17 protein-coding genes are annotated in these 18489 nt (G+C 47.9%); 9 read left to right on the forward strand and 8 right to left on the reverse strand.

From position 1 onward, the window contains the following. Positions 1-176 precede the first annotated feature (176 nt). Positions 177-509, forward strand: coding sequence for a hypothetical protein (locus AC5YBZ_RS12710; protein ID WP_494542982.1), 333 nt, complete (start codon positions 177-179; stop codon positions 507-509). Positions 510-622: 113 nt separating this feature from the next. Continuing rightward, complete coding sequence (locus AC5YBZ_RS12715; RefSeq protein WP_494523799.1) at positions 623-2047, forward strand: AmpG family muropeptide MFS transporter; 1425 nt, start codon at positions 623-625, stop codon at positions 2045-2047. A gap of 197 nt (positions 2048-2244) precedes the next feature. Here AC5YBZ_RS12715 and AC5YBZ_RS12720 read toward each other — a convergent pair whose 3' ends face one another. Then, positions 2245-2730, reverse strand: a complete 486-nt coding sequence (locus AC5YBZ_RS12720; RefSeq protein ID WP_110457805.1) for a YajQ family cyclic di-GMP-binding protein — start codon at positions 2728-2730, stop codon at positions 2245-2247. A gap of 167 nt (positions 2731-2897) precedes the next feature. Between AC5YBZ_RS12720 and AC5YBZ_RS12725 the strand changes: the two genes are divergently transcribed. From AC5YBZ_RS12725 to AC5YBZ_RS12740, 4 genes are all read left to right on the forward strand, one after another. Further along, entirely contained in the window at positions 2898-3260 is a 363-nt protein-coding gene (locus AC5YBZ_RS12725) for a VanZ family protein (protein WP_494542983.1), read from the forward strand. Between the two features lie 4 nt (positions 3261-3264). After that, complete coding sequence (locus tag AC5YBZ_RS12730) at positions 3265-4236, forward strand: ketopantoate reductase family protein (protein ID WP_475514579.1); 972 nt, start codon at positions 3265-3267, stop codon at positions 4234-4236. A gap of 122 nt (positions 4237-4358) precedes the next feature. After that, a complete protein-coding gene (locus tag AC5YBZ_RS12735; protein WP_494521164.1) occupies positions 4359-5903 on the forward strand; it encodes a sodium-dependent transporter in 1545 nt (514 codons plus the stop codon). Then, positions 5896-6003, forward strand: a complete 108-nt coding sequence (locus tag AC5YBZ_RS12740; protein WP_475514581.1) for a MetS family NSS transporter small subunit — start codon at positions 5896-5898, stop codon at positions 6001-6003. Before AC5YBZ_RS12735 ends, AC5YBZ_RS12740 begins: the two co-directional genes overlap by 8 nt. A gap of 14 nt (positions 6004-6017) precedes the next feature. Here AC5YBZ_RS12740 and AC5YBZ_RS12745 read toward each other — a convergent pair whose 3' ends face one another. Next, a complete protein-coding gene (locus AC5YBZ_RS12745; protein WP_494542984.1) occupies positions 6018-6902 on the reverse strand; it encodes a LysR family transcriptional regulator in 885 nt (294 codons plus the stop codon). A 152-nt stretch (positions 6903-7054) separates the two neighbouring features. On the opposite strand from AC5YBZ_RS12745, the gene AC5YBZ_RS12750 reads away from it, so the two are divergent. Genes AC5YBZ_RS12750 through AC5YBZ_RS12760 form a run of 3 tightly spaced genes read left to right on the forward strand, consistent with a single transcriptional unit; the run spans position 7055 to position 10432 of the window. Beyond that, positions 7055-7414, forward strand: coding sequence for a MaoP family protein (locus tag AC5YBZ_RS12750; protein ID WP_494542985.1), 360 nt, complete (start codon positions 7055-7057; stop codon positions 7412-7414). A gap of 5 nt (positions 7415-7419) precedes the next feature. Beyond that, positions 7420-8454: a glutathione synthase gene (gene gshB / locus AC5YBZ_RS12755; protein ID WP_494542986.1), complete on the forward strand. Its 1035-nt coding sequence runs from the start codon at positions 7420-7422 to the stop codon at positions 8452-8454. Further along, the gene (locus AC5YBZ_RS12760; RefSeq protein ID WP_494542987.1) at positions 8441-10432 is read left to right on the forward strand and encodes a flavohemoglobin expression-modulating QEGLA motif protein; all 1992 of its coding nucleotides are present in this window, start codon (positions 8441-8443) and stop codon (positions 10430-10432) included. Before gshB ends, AC5YBZ_RS12760 begins: the two co-directional genes overlap by 14 nt. A 109-nt stretch (positions 10433-10541) precedes the next feature. On the opposite strand, the gene AC5YBZ_RS12765 is transcribed toward AC5YBZ_RS12760, so the two are convergent. The 6 genes from AC5YBZ_RS12765 to AC5YBZ_RS12790 form a co-directional block, all read right to left on the reverse strand. Further along, on the reverse strand, positions 10542-12083 hold the full coding sequence (locus AC5YBZ_RS12765; RefSeq protein WP_494542988.1) for an AbgT family transporter: 1542 nt from the start codon (positions 12081-12083) through the stop codon (positions 10542-10544). Positions 12084-12318: 235 nt separating this feature from the next. Further along, a complete protein-coding gene (kdsA, locus tag AC5YBZ_RS12770; protein WP_475514585.1) occupies positions 12319-13167 on the reverse strand; it encodes a 3-deoxy-8-phosphooctulonate synthase in 849 nt (282 codons plus the stop codon). A 68-nt stretch (positions 13168-13235) separates the two neighbouring features. Next, the gene (locus AC5YBZ_RS12775) at positions 13236-14489 is read right to left on the reverse strand and encodes a DUF819 family protein (RefSeq protein ID WP_494521159.1); all 1254 of its coding nucleotides are present in this window, start codon (positions 14487-14489) and stop codon (positions 13236-13238) included. 302 nt (positions 14490-14791) lie between these two features. Further along, entirely contained in the window at positions 14792-15580 is a 789-nt protein-coding gene (locus tag AC5YBZ_RS12780) for a transglutaminase family protein (protein ID WP_494521158.1), read from the reverse strand. Beyond that, entirely contained in the window at positions 15580-15966 is a 387-nt protein-coding gene (locus tag AC5YBZ_RS12785; protein WP_494542989.1) for a SirB2 family protein, read from the reverse strand. The genes AC5YBZ_RS12780 and AC5YBZ_RS12785 overlap by 1 nt, the downstream gene beginning before the upstream one ends. A gap of 299 nt (positions 15967-16265) precedes the next feature. Next, complete coding sequence (locus AC5YBZ_RS12790) at positions 16266-18317, reverse strand: alkyl/aryl-sulfatase (RefSeq protein WP_494521156.1); 2052 nt, start codon at positions 18315-18317, stop codon at positions 16266-16268. Between the last annotated feature and the right edge of the window lie 172 nt (positions 18318-18489).

Genomic DNA, 18489 nt, shown 5'->3' on the forward strand with positions numbered 1-18489 from the left:
TCGACCAGCCAAAGTGGCGCGTTTGCCTTAGCGCCAAAATACTCAAGCAGAATCGGTTTATCCTCATCTAGCGCCACAGCAGCATATTTGGCCTACGGCCGTTGAGATGGATTAAATTACAATAACAAAAAATGGCTGACTATACTTACTTCGGTGTAGCAGCAAGGAGGCGAACGGTGACCCCTAATGAGTTCATCGATAGTAAAGCGCCCCAGCTGGCTCTATATGGAAAAGCGTTTTTGAATAATCAACTCGATTTCAATGAGATCCAGCTTTATTTATGGGACACCCTTGAAGAATGGCAACAGTTTAATCATCAGGGTGATGCGCAAAGTGATATGGAGAGAGTGTTTTGGCACCTAATACATGCCTTCGATAAATGGCCTGACTGGAGTATTCGCGGCAATCAATTTTTGCGCAAGCAAATAGACGAATGCTGTGACTTCTTGAGTCTTGGCGGCCAATGTCCAAGTGGCTGTATCGGTAACAGGCCCTGCTCTTTATCATGATAACGTCTAAAAAAGCTCAGCCCGTATAGGCTGAGCTTTTTTATGGCCGATTTTCGCTTTTTATTTGCCGCCGTAGCGTTTAAGCTAAGTTCACCTTACTGTAAACCTGTTGTATGTCTGTGACCCTTTCTCATGTAAAAGACGCCCTCTCTATTTACTGTCACAAGCGGGTGTTAATTCTGCTGTTGTTAGGCTTTTCTGCCGGCTTGCCTTTAATGCTGGTATTTTCCACTCTTTCCTTCTGGCTACGTGAAGCTGGTATCGACAGAACCGCCATCGGTTATTTTAGTTGGATAGCCTTAGCCTATGGCATTAAATGGGCTTGGTCGCCCTTAGTTGATCGCCTTTCACTCCCCCTCTTTACCCGCTTACTCGGCCGACGACGCGGATGGATGCTGTTTGCCCAGTTAATATTAGTGGTCGCTATTTTGGGCATGAGCCAGAGTGATCCGGTACAAGATCTGGAACGCTTGGCACTCTTTGCGCTTATGGTGGCCTTTGCTTCAGCGACGCAAGATATTGTGATTGATGCCTTTCGTATCGACTCAGCACCAGTAAAAATGCAAGCTGCGCTGGCCGCCGCCTACCAAGTGGGTTACCGCAGCGCCATGATTGTGGCTACAGCTGGCGCCTTAACCATCGCCGCATGGGTCGGCCCCAGTAGCGAAGCCTATGATCTTGCTTCATGGCAAACCGCGTATCTGGTGATGGCCGCGCTGATGTCTGTCGGCATTATCACCACCTTAATGAGTAAAGAGCCCCTGGTGGAAACTAAAGAGGCTGACGCTAAAGAAGCAGAGCTTAACATTGCCCTCGCTAAGCGTCATCATAGAGTGGTGGCTGCGGCACTTTCATGGTTTTATACCGCCAGTATTTTACCCTTTATCGACTTTTTCAAACGCTATGGCTACAGCGCCATGCTAATCTTACTGTTGATCTCCTGCTATCGTATCTCAGATATCGTCATGGGGATCATGGCGAATGTGTTCTATGTCGACATGGGGTTTTCCAAGGCTGAAATCGCCGCCATCAGTAAGGTTTATGGCTTAATCATGACCTTAGTTGGTGCGGGCGCGGGTGGCGTATTACTGGCCCGTTATGGCACCATGAAGATATTATTTTTAGGCGCCTTGATGGTCGCTCTCACAAACCTGTTATTTGCCTATCAGGCGATGATAGGTTATGACGTCAATCTGTTAACGGCGGTGATCTCCATCGATAATTTCAGCGCGGGCATCGCCACCGCGGCCTTTATTGCCTACCTCTCTAGCTTGACCAGTAGCGGCTATAGCGCGACACAATATGCATTGCTGTCATCAATTATGTTGTTATTCCCTAAGTTTATTGCCGGATTTTCAGGAGCCTATATCGACGCTTTCGGCTATATCAACTTTTTTGTTGCGGCCAGTGTTATTGGTTTTCCCGTATTGGGCTTAATTGTGTTGGTGCAGAAATTCGCGCCCCATCCGAGTGATGATTTAAGTGCATCCCAAGCCAGTACAGAGCCAAAATCTGCGGCCGCGAAAGCAGAGCACTAACCTGCAGTAATCCATGCTCGATAAGGTCGATATTAGGCTTACAGCCATAAAAAGCCCCACGTGATGACTCACGCGGGGCTTTTTATAATCGCGGGCAGGTTGGGCTTAGTTAAAGCCGCAGTCGATGCGCTTAAACCTGATGTACTTAGACCTGATACGCTTACGCACGATGAGATGTCATCTGGTGCGACAGCATGTTAGTCACGGAAGTTATTAAACTGGAATGGCTGGCCTAAATCCGATTCGCGGGCCAATGCCATTACCGCCTGTAAATCATCACGCTTCTTACCCGTCACTCGCACCGAGTCACCCTGAATCGCTGCCTGCACTTTAAGCTTGCTATCTTTAATCTGTTTAACCAGCTTTTTCGCCACTAGGCTTTCGATGCCCTCTTTAAAGGTCACTTTAAGCGAAAAGGTTTTACCGCTGTGGATCGCCTTATCGGCGACCTCCATCGAAGCCGGATCGACATTGCGTTTACTCAATTGGTTACGCAACATATCGAGCAGTTGTTGGCATTGAAAATCTGACTCTGAGGCCAAAGTCACCTGATGATCTTTGTAGGTAATTTCAGCTTCAACGTTGCGAAAATCAAACCGAGTGCTCAGCTCTCGACGGGTATTATCGACCGCATTACGTAGTTCAACTTCATTCACTTCCGATACGATATCCATTGATGGCATGTTTATTCCTCATCTCGCCGCTCAATCTAATGGCGCTAGTTTACCTTTTTGCAGTCAGTGGGGGCAAAAAAAGTTAACGCTAGCGCGAACGACTCAGACTTAATTATTAATGACTTTAGGGTGACATTTTCCTATGATTGCTAAAATTCGCTGATGTATCGTGACCTGTGAACTCAAGAAAACTCATTTTTAAAATCGCCCTACTTATCGCCTTACTGGTGATCAGTTATTTAGTCTTTTCTCGCCCGAGTTATTCGCAAGCGATCCCCAATCTAGATAAAATTGGCCATCTAGGCAGCTTTTTCTGCCTAGCCCTACTCACCCATTTGGCCTTTGAGCCTAAATGGTATGGTCTGGCTGCAATACTCGCCGCTTACGCCTGCTTTATCGAAGCGGTGCAATCGCGCCTGCCTTATCGCAGCGCCTCACTCGGCGACGTTATTGCCGACATGCTCGGCGTCATGCTGTTTTATTGCGGCTTGTGGTTGTATCGGCGTTACCTTAAAGCCAGTGCGTTACAGCAAAGTTGAGCGAATGACGAGCCCTCAAATCACGCCGCAAAGCCAGCCTGTCCACTGCCAGCCCAACATTGCTATTGTCGGCGCTGGGGCTATCGGTCAGTTACTGTTTCATCAATTCGCCAGCGTAGGACAAGCGCCGCTGCTGATCGGCCGGCAACAAGCTAGCGCCGACAATACGCCTACCTTGCTGCAATTTACCGACCTAAACGGTGTCTCATCAACCCGCACCGCTCAAGTTATCAGCCCTAACAGCGATGATGCGCAGGCTGACTTAAAGCACATCACGCTACTGATTGTCTGCGTCAAAGCCTATCAAGTCATTGATACTCTCAAACCGCTGCTGCCGCGCCTTAATCGAGAGTGCCAACTGTTATTGCTGCATAATGGCATGGGCCCACACCTAGACCTTGCGCCCCATCTCAACGGGCGAACCCTCTGCCTTGGCACCACATCGCAAGGGGCGTTAAAGCAGCAGCGCTGGCAGGTGCGTCAAACCGGTGCAGGCCTTACTCAGCTTGGCTTGTTTAGCGGCCAGGAGCTGACGCAAACGACGAAAGCCTATCTACTTAATGCCATTCCCAATAGCCAGTGGTGTAACGACATTATTCCTATGCTATGGCAGAAATTGGCGGTCAATATTGCTATAAATCCCTTAACCGCTATTTATCAATGCCGCAATGGGGCATTGGCGGCCCCTGAATATCGTCACACCATCTTAGGACTGCTCGATGAGGTGATCTTGGTGGCTCAGGCTGAGCAAGTGCCCCTTGCCAGAGCTCCCCTCATTGCGCGGGTATTTGACGTTATTCACTTAACCGCCAATAACTTCTCGTCGATGTATCAAGATATTGCCCATCGGCGACCAACCGAAATCGATGCCATAACAGGTTATCTTATCCATCGCGCAGCCGCTCATGGTATCCCTACGCCCCATAATCAGGCTATCTATCAGCAGTTGACGACGCTTGAACAGCGCTCGAGCTAACCGAATTTACGCTGCACACTTCACTGCTTGTCTTTGTTTTAATGTGTTTTCCATACTCATCCATGGATTAACGGCTACAGTTAATTAAGGCACTAACGGACCAGCCTGACACGAGGTGAGTGATGAAGCGAGAGCAATGGAATTCGAGGGTGGGGTTTATCTTAGCCGCAGTGGGCTCAGCCATTGGGCTGGGCAATATTTGGCGCTTTCCCTATATGGCTTACGAAAATGGCGGCGGCGCCTTCTTTGTGCCCTATCTGTTTGCCATGCTCACCGCAGGCATCCCATTTATGATCATGGAGTTTAGCCTAGGTCATAAACTCAAAAAAACCGCCCCGCGCATCTTTAGTCAGCTGGGCACCAGCTTAGGGCTCCGCCTCGAGTGGTTGGGGTGGTTTCAAGTGTTTATTGCCGCCATCATCGCGGTCTATTATGTGGCCATTATCGGCTGGACCATCTCTTTTTTAGGCTTCTCTTTCGGCCAGAGTTGGGGGGATGATCCAAACGCCTTCTTCTTTGAGCAGTATTTACAGCTAGGTAATAACTCCCCAACAAATTTGGGGCAGTTCCAGTGGGGCATCGCTGCCGCCATGAGCTTAGCGTGGGCCATCACCACAATGGCGGTGTTCACCGGAGTTAAAGGCGGCATTGAACGGGCGAGTAAAATCATGATGCCCATGCTATTTATTATGGTGTTGGTGTTGATCACCCGAGTGCTATTGTTACCCGGCGCGCTATCGGGTCTTAACTACTTGTTTGAGCCCGATTTTAGTAGGTTATTGGATATTCAAGTCTGGTCCGCCGCTTATGGGCAGATATTTTTCACCTTAAGCGTCGGCTTTGCCATTATGCTAGCTTACTCCAGCTACCTGCCCACCAAAGCCGACATTAACAATAATGCCTTTATGACAGTGCTGATCAATTGTGGCTTCTCTATTTTGGCGGGCATATTGATTTTCGGGGTGCTCGGTTACATGGCTGAGCAGCAGATGAAGCCCTTGACCGAAGTGGTCAGCTCAGGCATCGGACTTGCCTTTGTGACCATCCCGACGGCCATCAATTTGATGCCACTGCCACAACTGCTTGGGCCGCTGTTTTTTGTGGCCTTAGTTATCGCAGGATTAAGCTCACACATCTCTATCATAGAAGCGGTTATCAGCGCGATCATCGACAAGTTTCATCTGCCACGAAAAACGGCGGCCATAATCGTGTGCGCGGTCGGTTATCTGGTGTCGATGGCCTTTGCCACCAGTGGTGGACTGCTACTGCTGGATCTGGTCGATTACTTTATTAATAACATCGCCCTGTTAATGAGCTGCCTAGTAGAACTGCTGATTATCACTTGGATGTTAAAGGTCAATTTAGTCAGGCGCCACGCTAATCATTGCTCTGAGTTCCATGTCGGGCGCTGGTTAGAGATCTGTTTACAGATAATAAGCCCCGCCATTTTAGCCACTATATTAGCTAAGAACCTCTATAACACCCTGACTAATGGCTACGGTGATTACCCTATTGCCGACCAACTCCTGTTGGGCTGGGGACTGGTGGCGGCCATGTTGCTATTTGCGCTATTGATCGATTTTGCCAGTAAGCGCTCACGTCATCATGGACTGTGGCACCAGAGCCCCCCAACATCATCGACTAAAGGAGATAACCGCCATGAGTAACAGTGCCTTAATTATGATGTGTCTTGCATTAACGCTCACTTGGGGAGGCGCGGCGCTCTGCATTGCGATTGCCTATAAACGCCGCCAGGGTAAACGATAAGTTACAGATATGGGTTAACGCATTTGCCCTATCTGTTGCAGCGTATATGCCGTCAGGGGATCAATCTCTTTTACCAGCTCTTGGATTTTAGTGATCGCCTCTAATGAGCTGCTATCCTTGCGATAAGAAAGATAAATAGGCCGATGCCAAGGCTCGACGTCCGCAACACGATACAGCTGCTTTGATGTCAAAAAAGGCTCAACAATCGATAATGGCAGATAAGCCGCGCCCGCTTTATCGAGAATAAAGTCAAGCGCGATGCGCCCAGTCGAGGTGCGTAAATACGGCGGCACCGCACAATGATGACGCTCGGCGTGCTCTGAGGCAAAACGTGTGCCCCAATCCACATACACATATTTATCCGCTAATGCCTGCTCTTTAGTGCACGGCGATGTCGACACTAGCACCAGCACTAAATCGGCTACCTGTTTACAGACTAATTCGTCTGACTTTAGTGGGTCAAAGGCAAACGCCATATCTAAGGTGCGCTCAATGAGGTTGCGATTAAGCTGCTCACGACTGAGCGCCTGTGCCATAAAGCCATAGCCACCAAAGGCATCTGTCACCTTGCTTAAACAGTGCTGCAAATAGGCATCCCAAATGTTAGGCGTCCCCGCCATGGTCAGTTGCAGCGCTTTATTATTGGTTAAGGCTAACTCATTTTTGGCTTGCTCTAAGGTATTGACCATCACATGGGCATAACCGACTAAACGCTCGCCTGCCGAGGTCAATTTAATGCTGTTGCGGTCTCGAATAAAAAGTGCTGAATCAAAAAAAGACTCTAGCTGCTTAATTCGAGCACTAACAGCAGCTTGGGTAATATATAAATTCTCAGCGGCGCGGCCAAAATGGCGGGTTTGCGCAACTTCTAAAAACGTTTTAAATACTTTGACGTCCATTTTGGTCTCTCTATCGATTTGACCGAGAGAATAACAACTAATCCTGATGGTGACGACAAAAATGTTTTGTTTCTCTTTTGCCCCCAAAAAACATAATTTCGCGATCGAATATCCCTGTAGTTAAAGCGTTTAAATCACAGTTAGAGGTTGCCATGTCAGAAGAGTCATTCCGTTTTGGTCAAAAGCGTTTTTTTGATGACAAAAACTTTCCAAGAGGGTTCAGCAAGTCAGGAGAATTTACCTTATCCGAAGCGGAATTGTTAAGCCTATACGGCGACACAATGCAAGCCTTCGAGGCCCGGCAATTAGACCCTGAGACTGCAGAGGAAAAACATTTTATTAAGGTGCTAAAACACCCTAATAAAGCCAATACTAAGCTCGAACATGTGTGGATGAAATACCTAAAACTCACACGAGAGCCAAAGAAATTTCACACGCTCAACAGCACTGTTAATCAGCGTGTTGAACAATACACTTATGTAGAATCACACCCGGAAGATGAGGTTGCTTAACTAAGATGCACATTTGCTTTTTGATGTACCCGTGGGAACGTATCGATGCTGAATCCGATACTACCCTTAGACTAGTTCATGAGTGCGCTCAGCGTGGTCACACCGTTGCCATAACCACCACCAGTGGTTTAACCATTCGAGACAGTAGCGTCTACGGGTTCTGCCAAATCATCAAAAAGGGCATGAAAATTCCGGATAATATTCCGCGCTTTTATCGCTCAGTTGAGTTTCATAAGGCGCGTCTGCCAATGGCTGGGTTTGACTGCATTTTTATGCGCGCTAACCCACCACTGGACAACTTAGCGTTAAACTTTCTCGACTCGGTAAAAGGTGACACCCTGATCATTAACGATCTTGAAGGGTTAAGGGTTGCCAATAACAAACTGTACACCGCCAGCATGAGTGGTGCGGCGAGTCGCTATATTCCTACCACCCACGTATCCAAAAACCGTGACTACTTGCAACGCGTACTCGAAGAGAGTGACAGCGACAAGATGATCCTTAAACCCTTAAACGGTTTTGGCGGTCACGGAGTTATTGTCATTGAAAAAAGCGCACGGCAGAACTTTAGCTCGCTACTCGACTTTTATATTGGTGCCGATGATCAGAGTAACTACGTGATCTTACAAGATTACATCGAGGGCGCCGAGGAAGGCGATAAACGCATCTTAATGCTCAATGGCGAACCGATTGGTGCCATGAGACGCGTCCCCGCCAGCGGTGAATTTCGCTCTAACGTGCACGCCGGGGGTACCGTCGTCAAACACACCATCACCCGCGAAGAGCGCGAACTGTGCGCCGCGATTGGCCCTAAACTGGTGCGCGATGGTCTCTACTTTACCGGCCTAGACGTGATAGGTAATAAATTGGTCGAGGTAAACGTGTTAAGCCCAGGTGGCATAACCCGTATTAACAAGCTTAACCGCGTTAAACTGCAAAAGCAGGTGATCGATTTTGCCGAAAACATCATCAATTCAAAAGACTTATTGATGCAACGTAAGAGTGCATATCGACGTGCGGTAGAAGATGCAAACCTATAGTTTAGAGCAAATGTTAGGCCTGATTAAACGCGGCGAAGCGTTCTCGGGGCAACTCGAATCGTCAGGTTGTTTTATTAAAATTGAAGAATACCTGCCTGTAGTATGTACCGCTATCCATGCGGGCCATACCCTGCGTCATGAGCTGATCAAACTCGGTCAGCTTAGCGCTGAGGAACGCTATTTTGAGGAAGATCCATACACCGACGAGGTGATTGCATCACAACCCATCACGTTAGTGGGTACTGACTCACGTTTTGAGTACGATCTGAATCGACCCAAAAGTTTAAGCACCTATTACAAATCAGCCTGGTTAAAACAGGTATGGCGTAAACCGCTTAGTGCCAAACAGCGCGCGATCAGCCAAGCCAAACACAATGATTTTTATCTTCTCTATGAAGCGCTAATCTCCAAACTAGAGTCCTTGTTTGGCATGGTGATTGTGTTTGACCTGCATTCGTACAATTACAAACGCATCGACAAATCCGTGCCAGTATTCAATATCGGCACCGCGCAAATCGACATGGAGCGTTGGGCACCTGTGGTGAAAAAGTTCGAGAGTGAACTCAATCAGATCACCCTACCCAATATTGAAGTTGACGCTAAAATTAACGCGATTTTTGAGGGTAGAGGCTACCTTATTGCCCATACCAATGCGCACTTTGACCGCACCTTAGTGTTACCCACTGAGATCAAAAAAGTGTTTATGGATGAACTTACTGGCGAAGTTTATCCTATCGTGCTCGATGACTTAAAGTTAGGGCTTAAAAACGCCTTCAGTGCCACCAGTGCCTATTTTCAGCGCAAGTTAAATCGACGCAGTAAAACCCGTAGCGCCGACATGCTCAGCAGTGCCATAGAGCCAGCAGTACTGGACATCGATGCTACCCTGTTTCGCTTAGCGCAAAAGGTCGACACCTTAAAGTATGTCAATCCGACCAACTTGGTTGCTGAGCGCAAACGCTTTTTTAGCGCGCCAAGCCGTTATAAGCCCAACTTTCGCTACCGTCAGCTGCCTATCGATGCCAACGAGTTTAAATATAAGTTGTATCGATTACCGATAGACAATATCTCGGATCCTGCGCTCAAACAGATGTACAGCGATATCGTCAATAAGCTCGGCGAACAGGTCGACTTACTGACCAGTGTTAGCCAAGAAGGCTTTGTTTATAACTCGCTACGCTATCATGGCCGCCCCGATACGCATGCAATTAACAATGCGAAGTTCTTGTTATATGCCAAAGAGATTGCTGAGGTTGCTGGTGAGCAATATGATGCCAAAACCGCCACCGAACTCATGAAGCGACAAGCTGAGCAATGGGACATGCAGTGCAAGGTAAGCCTCAGCTCATCGATTGTGGCGCGGGCCATGGTGAGCTCGATGCCACCACAGCTGACCGTTAACAGCCATGCGACATTTTCCCATGCAGAGGTACAGCGGCTGATCCAGCATGAACTGGGGGTCCACATGGCAACCACCTTAAATGCCAAACAGCAGCCCTTAAAGGTGTTACGCCTTGGATTACCAGGCGCCACCTATACCCAGGAAGGTTTGGCTATCTTGGCCGAACTAAAGGCTGGCTTTATGGCACACTCACGCCTCAATACCCTCGCCTGTCGCGTATTGGCGGTTGAATCTATGCTCAAAGAGCAAGATTTTTATCTCACCCATAATTACCTAGTAGATGAGGTGGGTATGGAGCCAGGTGACGCTTTTGTGACGACGGCGCGGGTCTATCGCGGCGGCGGTTTCACCAAAGACCACCTTTACCTCAGTGGTTTTCTGCAGATGTTGCAGCTCTCTAGCAGCCGCGGCTTAACCAATCTGTTGGTGGGAAAAACCAGCGTGCAGTATCTGGATCTGCTCGATGAGCTAGTGCAGCGCAACTGGCTCATCGCCCCTAAGTTTAACGTCACCCCGACCGCAAACTTAGAGAACAACCCCAGCCTCAATTATCTGATTGAGAGCCTGCGTAGCTAATAAAAAAACGCCATGTTGATCATGGCGTTTTCTTATCCTGTTGGCTCGCTACCCGTCACTCTTTGCTCAACGTGGTAGTTCTAATCTCAGGTGAGTGAAGCGTCTAGAACTAAAAGTAGGTATAGCTGGCTCCTAAGCCCAGTGGCAACCCAAGCGACCAATACAGCAATAACCAGGCACTCCAAATCGACATCAATGCCACACTAAAAGGCAACATCATGGCGATTAAGGTGCCGATGCCTATGCCTTGCACATATCGCTGACAATAGACCACCACCAAGGGAAAATAGGGCATCAAAGGGGTGATGATATTTGAGCTCGAGTCACCGACACGATAGGCAGCCTGCGACAGATCTGGACTAATATTGAGCTGCATTAACATGGGCACCAATACCGGCCCAATCAGTGCCCATTTGGCTGACGATGAGCCGACAAATAAGTTAACAAAGCCCACCAGTAGTATCATGCCGACGATGGTGACTTCAGCTGACAAGTTGAGTGCCTTGAGTGCACCAGCCCCCTCAACCGCGATTAATGCCCCCAAATTAGAGGCTGAAAACGCCGCGACAAACTGGGCGCAGAAAAAAGCCATCACAATATAGTGCGACATGCCACTCATCGATTTAGACATCGCCTGCACCACATCGGCAGACTGAGTAAAGGTCTTAGTGAGATAGCCATACACTAACCCAGGCAACAGGAAGAAGATAAAAATCAATGGCACGATCGACTTCATCAAAGGGGCGCTAAAACTGGTGAGTGAGCCGTTAGCGTCGCGCAAGGTCGAGGTTTCAGGCAGGGTTAACGAGAAAAAGCCAATAATCGCCACCAGCATCACCAGGCTGGCGATACGAAACGCCTTAAGCTCGCTCGGCGTTGTCAGCTCCATCTCAGGAATATCTACCGCGTCGCGATTGACCTTGTGGGTTCGATTAAGACGCGGCTCCAACACTTTGTCGGTGAGATACCAAATAATCAAGGTGATCGGAATGCACGATGAAGCGGCAAAAAACCAGTTATTCAACGGATTAATTTGAATATCGCCATCGACAATCTGCGCCGCCGATTGGGTAAAACTTTGCAGTAATGGGTCGATACCCGAGGGAATAAAGTTGGCACAAAAGCCGCCAGACACACCTGCAAAAGCTGCCGCGATCCCCGCCAGCGGATGGCGGCCTACGGTAAAAAAGATCACCCCAGCCAGCGGGATCACCACCACATAGCCCGCATCGGTCGCGGTATGGGAGATAATCCCCACCACAACCACAGCAGGGGTTAACAATTTAGCCGGCGTTATCTTAAGCATCTGCTTTAACGCGGTATTGATATAGCCAGAATGCTCCGCCACTCCCACACCCAACATCGCCACTAACACCACACCTAAAGGCGCAAAGGCGGTAAACGTCGATACCATGGAGGTTAGAAAGTGCGTTAGCGCCTCAGCACTCAAGAGGTTGGTGACTATTATGGGCGCATCGGTACGAGGGTCGATAGCCTCAAAACTGACCCCAGATAACAGCGCCGATAGGCCCCACACCGCAAACAGTAACATTAAGAATAACATGGCCGGATCGGGCAATTTATTGCCCACTCGTTCTATGGTATCCAGTGCCCGCCCCAATAAACCGGGTGCCTGCGTGTTTGTTGTCATCATCACTCCTTGTACTTAAGCGTACTTGTTATTATCGTCTGTCATTGCAGCGTTCATTATAGCCAGCCTAATACCGTTCGGCTTACCCCAACCATACTCACTGCCGCAATCTTTGGGCGTCACGGAGTATAACGCTGAATATTCAACACGATACCGAATCAGGCTGTAGCCAACCTTAAAAATAGGCAAAAAAAAGCCTCGCAATGGCGAGGCTTGGTAAAGTGACGTTAAGTCATTATTTACTGGTATCGATAGGCTCGAATGATTTAACCAGCTCATCCACCGCCTTCATCTGCTTGAGGTAGTTTTCCAGTTGGTGCAGTGGCAGTGCACATGGGCCGTCACATTTAGCGTTATCTGGATCGGGATGCGCTTCAATAAACAGACCGGCTAAGCCTAATGCCATACCACTGCGGGCAAGCTCAGTGGCTTGAGCACGACGTCCACCCGCACTGTCGCTGCGGCCACCCGGGCGCTGCAAGGCATGGGTCGCATCGAAGATCACTGGGTAACCCGATTGCTTCATCTCATCCATACCCAACATGTCGACCACCAAGTTATTGTAACCAAAGCTTGAGCCACGCTCGCACAGCATGATCTCATCGTTACCCGCTTCATTAAACTTAGTGATGATGTGGCGCATCTCGTGTGGCGCTAAAAATTGCGGTTTTTTAACGTTGATGATGGCACCGGTTTTGGCCATTGCTACCACCAGATCTGTCTGGCGAGCTAAAAACGCGGGCAACTGAATCACATCGACCACTTCGGCAACTGGCGCACACTGATGAGTTTCATGGACGTCGGTGATCAACGGCAAGTTAAAGGTCGATTTTATCTCTTGAAAAATCTTCAACCCCTCTTCCATACCTGGGCCACGGTAGGAGTTCACCGAAGAGCGGTTGGCTTTATCGAATGAAGCCTTAAACACATAAGGGATCCCTAATTTTTGAGTAACTTCGGCATAGGTTTCCGCGATCTGCATGGCTAAATCACGCGATTCAAGCACATTCATGCCGCCAAACAACACAAACGGCTTATCGTTTGCAATCTCAATGCTACCTAACTTTATGGTTTTATTACTCATCGTTACTTCTCTCTTAAGAAGCTAAGGCCACACCTTAGCATTGTTCAAATAGGTATCGCAGCAGGCGATTATAGCGCAACTGCCTGTAAAATTTGGCCACATAACCATGCCATATAAGTGCCTACAGCATAGCCCAACACCGCCAATAACACACCGACGGGCGCTAATGCGGGGTGGAATGCCGCCGCCACAACCGGCGCAGATGCTGCTCCGCCCACATTGGCTTGACTGCCCACCGCCATATAAAACAGCGGCGCCTTAATCAGTTTAGCCACCAGCAGCATAAAGCTGGCATGCACTAACATCCAGATAATACCGATGGCGAAATACCAAAGATTTGCCGGATCAAATAGTTTAAACACATCCATATGCAAGCCAATGGTGGCAACCAGAATATACAAAAAGGCCGACGCCACTTTAGAGGCGCCAGCGGCTTCTAAATGGCGCACTGGGCTAAATGACATCGCCAAACCGATAGTGGTGACAGTGACGATTAACCAGAAAAATTTAGACGTTAAACTGTAATCACGTGTCCACGGATAATTGGTTTCGAAAAAAGGCCCGAGGAAATCGGCAAACATGTGCGCCAGTCCGGTAATACCAAAACCGACCGCCACTATCATCATCAAGTCACGTAAGCTTGGAATACGCGAATGTTCGGCATGGTACTTCTCAACCTTAAGTTTTAAGGTCTCGATAGCACGGGTATCGGCGCCAGTTTTGGCATCGATCTCCTTGGCTTTGGAGGCCATATAGAGCAGCACCGCCATCCAGATATTGGCTACGATCACATCCACTGTCACCATAATGGAGAAGATGTTACCGCCCGCTTCATAGATCTCTTTCATCGCCGCTTGGTTAGCGCCACCGCCAATCCAGCTACCGGCTAAGGTGGTCATGCCACGCCAGACCGCATCGGGGCCACTCACACCTAAGATCTCAGGATTAATGCTGGAGATAATAAGCAACGCAATCGGCCCGCCAATCACGATACCAACGGTGCCGGTGAGAAACATCACAATGGCTTTAGGGCCTAAGCCTAAGATCGCTTTTAAATCGACGCTTAAGATCAATAATACTAAGCAGGCTGGCAGTAAATAACGTGAAGCCACATAATAGAGCTTAGAGGTATCGCCATCGACAATATTAAATGAATTAAGCAGTGATGGCAGGAAATAACACAGTAACAACGCCGGAATGTAACGATAAAATTTCACCCAAAATGGATGAGAACTGCTATTGGTATAAAACACCAAGCCTAAAATGGCTGCTAATAATCCCAGCCCAGTGGCATCATTGGTCACTAATGCGGTACCGCTCATATTTCCCCCTAATTCACATCTATTTTTAGTTTTATTTTTAATATCAATTTGTTGTTTTATTCGGCTTATCAAAGCACGTTTTTATTTGGCCTGTGATGCAGCCTATTGTAAATATTAATGATGGTATTGCTGATTAAATGGTGAGTCGTTTTTAGCCTGTTACTGCAGGCGGTTCAATATAAGACTGACAAGATTGCGAGCCGAGCAGCATAAAATAATTGATTGCCCTGCAAGGCGTCTATTGTCATGGCCGTCATCAAACCACATAAAAAAGCTGAAACCATAACGGCTTCAGCTTTTCTTTAATGGTATACCTCAAGATCTTCGCTTAGCTCTTTAATCTGCAGCTTAACTAATTCAGTCACAGGATCATGCGGGCTATTGTCGACAAAATGCTGTAAATCCGCGGCGGCAACACTGATACAGCCTAACTGCTGTGCAATAAAGGCTCGTTCACGATTGAGGTTGAGATCATCGCTATGCCATTGCAATAACAGGTTGCAACACTCCATCGCACTCTCAAACTGGTTCGATAAAATCGCGCCCGCTTTAAGCTCGTGGATCATGCGCGACAATAACCGCTTTAAACTTGCAGGCTTTAAGTAACGCGGTTTAAAGGCCGCCCCATTACCCAACTCGCCACGCACCAAAACATGTAACTGATGCTTGGTCAGTGACTGACCCGTTAATGGGTCAATATAACGCACCTGCTTATCGATTCGACTGCACAGCACTGTATTGCCCGGCAGTAGCAAAGGCTCAAGCACTAGGTCTAACTGTTTCGCCAGTAACATCAGTAACGTGGCCAAGGTTGTGCTATTGCCTTGGCGAGTGAGTATGCAGCTGCCTAAATCGGCAGCTTCAACACTAAAATAAGCATCTCGAGCGCAAAAACCTAAGTCGCCATAAAACCACTTAAGCAGAGCATTCAATCGATCTTCACGGTCAACCACATAGTGACTCAGCACTGAGCCTGCAAGTTCAAGCCAGGCCCAATTAGCACTCTTCTTATTGGAAAAACCTAAATGCTGAGTGATGTCAAACGCGCTCTCGGGTAACAAGAGCTCATCTTGTAGGATCATCTGTGTCATTAACTCAGTAATATCGCTTGTTTAAACATGGCGACCTTACCTGCATAGGCTACCCAAGCGATTGCACCAAGGGCTGCAAACACTTTAAACAGCTTGTTGCGATTGGCTTTTAGCGCGATAGTCGCTAAGAAAATATAAGCCAATAGTCCACCGATCTTTTCGGTCAGCCATGCATCTTGGAAAGGATATTGCTTGATGATAAAACACAGGGTTAAACCAGACAGCACCAACAAAGTGTCGATAACGTGCGGGGCTATCTTAACGAACTTCTTCTCCATAATAGGCGACTGCTTTAAGTGCAGCGCAAAACGCACAATAAAAAACAGTACACTGAGGGCAATAAACGTCAGGTGAATATGCTTTATAGCGGGGTATAAACTGTCCATTTTAAATTCTTTGGTTGCTGGCAAAGGCGCTAGTGTAACTGATCTGCTCCAGCCGCACCAATAGCATCAACCGATTATTGACGATAAATTCCCCCTCATTAGCGTCGCGACCATCAACCTAAGATAATCTAGGCAGCGTGATGAATTTACATAAGATAATGTCACTGATTCATGCCCTCTCCTATTATCAACCTCCAATGGCCCAATAAAAAACCACGCTAAGGCAGCAGCTTTAGCGTGGTGTTATATCGTACCGCCAATCAATTAAAACTGACTATCAGCGGTAAGAGTATCCAGACTTATTTGGCTGTGTCTGACAGTGTCCCAGGCAGCAGCTCAAACGCCATAGAGAACTCGACCAATGCGCCCATTAGCTCATCGATGGCACGGCGGTTGCCCTCAACCTTCACCTTGCCGGCTTTGATTTTTTCATCGAAACTCTGCGCGCCCATCATCACATCATTTAACTCGCTGCGATCTATCGTTAAGGTGAGATCCGCTTGCGGTGATTGTACCCCTTCGATATTGGTCAGCGCCGAATTACTCAACTCAACCAGATACTGCTCGCCGTTATCCGGAGTGACCAAGTTAATGACAAAGTGTTTATCTGCAGTCTTGCTGGTATCAAGGCGAACTCCGAGGTAGTCAAGCCATAACCCGGTAGACATACCACGGATAAGGTCAGGCCCTGTCGATTTAGGCGAAGCGCCTGTTGGCATGCCGTTACGTAATTCGTAAGCCGCCGCTAAAAAGCTATTACGCACACTAGGGCTCTCTTTTTGATAACCAATCTGCTCATATACATTAGCCAGTAGATCCTTACCCGCTTGATTTTGAGGCTCAGCAAACACCAGTTTATTGAGGATCTCTATGGCATGAAAATATTTTCCTTGCTCAAATAATTGCTGGCCTTTGGCGATAATGTTACTGCTGCCACCCATCATCTCAACGTATAGGGGCGCTGATTCTTCTGGTGATAGTGGCATTAAAGTGGCTGGGTTAGCATCCCAGTAACCTAGATAGCGATTCAACACCGCGCGGCTATTGTGCTCCTCAGAGCCATGGTAACTGTGGGCTGACCACTGCTGCTGCAAACTCTCGGGGAGCTTATATACATTGTGAATTTGATTAATTGTTACCCCTTGATTGGCCAGGTGCAGCACCTGATTATTGAGGTGAGCATAGGTATCACGCTGACTGCGCATCACCTCTTGAATACGCTCATTGCCCCAGCGCGGCCAAGAGTGGGAAGCAAACATCACCTCAGCCTGCTGACCAAATTTATACAGCGAAATATTAATTTGCTTAGACCATTCCAATGCATCGCGTACCAATGCGCCACGTAAGGTATAGATATTATGGATAGTGCCGGTAATATTCTCGGCGGCCCAAAAGGCTTTCAAGTCTGGGAACCAAGTGTTCATCTCTGCTGGCGCTTCAGTGCCTGGAGTATTTTGAAACACCATGTTGACACCATCTATGGTCATTTCAGTAAAGGCTTTATCGATAATCACGTTAGGCGCGATTAAGCCTAAATTACCCGCCGCGGTATTTTTACCGATAGATTGATCCACATGACCATAGGGACTTCTGGGAAGTAGTACACCGTATTGAAAAAACATCCTACGCGTCATGGCATTACCTGCCATCACATTTTCTGCGACCGCATGATGCATAAAGCCTTCTGGGGCAATGACTTTCACCTTACCACTTTGAACATCTTGCTCATCGACCACACCACGGACCCCACCAAAGTGGTCGGCATGAGAGTGTGAGTAGACCACGGCCACGACCGGACGCTCACCCAATTGCTGATTAATAAAGGCCAATGCCGCCGCCGCGGTCTCTTTGGCCGTTAAAGGATCAAATACAATCCAACCCGTCTTCCCTTTAATAAAACTGATATTAGCAAGATCATAGCCTCGTACCTGATAAATGTGGTCGGGCAACACTTCATACAAGCCATAAGCCATGTTGAGCACTGCTTGACGCTGCAACGAAGGGTTAATGGTATCGAAGGTTTGACCTTCATCGAGCAACCACTCGTAACTGCCCATATCCCAAGCAACGTTACCGGCTTCGGCCATAATTTGTTTATAGTCAGGCGCCGCAATAAAGCCTTTTTGGGCTTCTTCAAAGTCACGCTTATCATCAAACGGCAGGGTTTTACGCAAGCCATTTTGTAACGCTATGGTGTATTGCGATGGCTCTTGCCCTTTAGTATCAAAGTGCTGACCCGGTTCGCTTGTGACCACACCGCCACCACCTGCGGCGTTGGCAATCATATGAGTCGACATTGACACACTGATGATGGCTGATAGTAGCGCGACATTGGCTAACTTAACATTCATAGACCTAGCTCCTTGGTTATTAATAAACAACAAGTTACCCAACTGTTTCTGTAAGTATTGACTGACGTTACACCCATAACCTACTACGATGACTAACCTATCTAGAGGTGAATAAACATACAATAATTTACCCACCCAGAATGTTAAGGTAGTGTTGCAGATGAGTTTATAC

Source organism: Shewanella sp. 553 (genome assembly GCF_059338375.1).

What these genes read in the sequence shown, in the direction of transcription:
- AC5YBZ_RS12735 (WP_494521164.1), top strand. Translation starts at nt 4,359, where the DNA reads ATGAAGCGAGAGCAATGGAATTCGAGGGTGGGGTTTATCTTAGCCGCA.
- AC5YBZ_RS12740 (WP_475514581.1), top strand. Translation starts at nt 5,896, where the DNA reads ATGAGTAACAGTGCCTTAATTATGATGTGTCTTGCATTAACGCTCACT.
- AC5YBZ_RS12790 (WP_494521156.1), bottom strand. Translation starts at nt 18,317, where the DNA reads ATGAATGTTAAGTTAGCCAATGTCGCGCTACTATCAGCCATCATCAGT.
- gshB (WP_494542986.1), top strand. Translation starts at nt 7,420, where the DNA reads ATGCACATTTGCTTTTTGATGTACCCGTGGGAACGTATCGATGCTGAA.
- AC5YBZ_RS12750 (WP_494542985.1), top strand. Translation starts at nt 7,055, where the DNA reads ATGTCAGAAGAGTCATTCCGTTTTGGTCAAAAGCGTTTTTTTGATGAC.
- AC5YBZ_RS12775 (WP_494521159.1), bottom strand. Translation starts at nt 14,489, where the DNA reads ATGAGCGGTACCGCATTAGTGACCAATGATGCCACTGGGCTGGGATTA.
- AC5YBZ_RS12715 (WP_494523799.1), top strand. Translation starts at nt 623, where the DNA reads ATGTCTGTGACCCTTTCTCATGTAAAAGACGCCCTCTCTATTTACTGT.
- AC5YBZ_RS12760 (WP_494542987.1), top strand. Translation starts at nt 8,441, where the DNA reads ATGCAAACCTATAGTTTAGAGCAAATGTTAGGCCTGATTAAACGCGGC.
- AC5YBZ_RS12780 (WP_494521158.1), bottom strand. Translation starts at nt 15,580, where the DNA reads ATGACACAGATGATCCTACAAGATGAGCTCTTGTTACCCGAGAGCGCG.
- AC5YBZ_RS12765 (WP_494542988.1), bottom strand. Translation starts at nt 12,083, where the DNA reads ATGACAACAAACACGCAGGCACCCGGTTTATTGGGGCGGGCACTGGAT.
- AC5YBZ_RS12730 (WP_475514579.1), top strand. Translation starts at nt 3,265, where the DNA reads ATGACGAGCCCTCAAATCACGCCGCAAAGCCAGCCTGTCCACTGCCAG.
- AC5YBZ_RS12785 (WP_494542989.1), bottom strand. Translation starts at nt 15,966, where the DNA reads ATGGACAGTTTATACCCCGCTATAAAGCATATTCACCTGACGTTTATT.
- kdsA (WP_475514585.1), bottom strand. Translation starts at nt 13,167, where the DNA reads ATGAGTAATAAAACCATAAAGTTAGGTAGCATTGAGATTGCAAACGAT.
- AC5YBZ_RS12720 (WP_110457805.1), bottom strand. Translation starts at nt 2,730, where the DNA reads ATGCCATCAATGGATATCGTATCGGAAGTGAATGAAGTTGAACTACGT.
- AC5YBZ_RS12745 (WP_494542984.1), bottom strand. Translation starts at nt 6,902, where the DNA reads ATGGACGTCAAAGTATTTAAAACGTTTTTAGAAGTTGCGCAAACCCGC.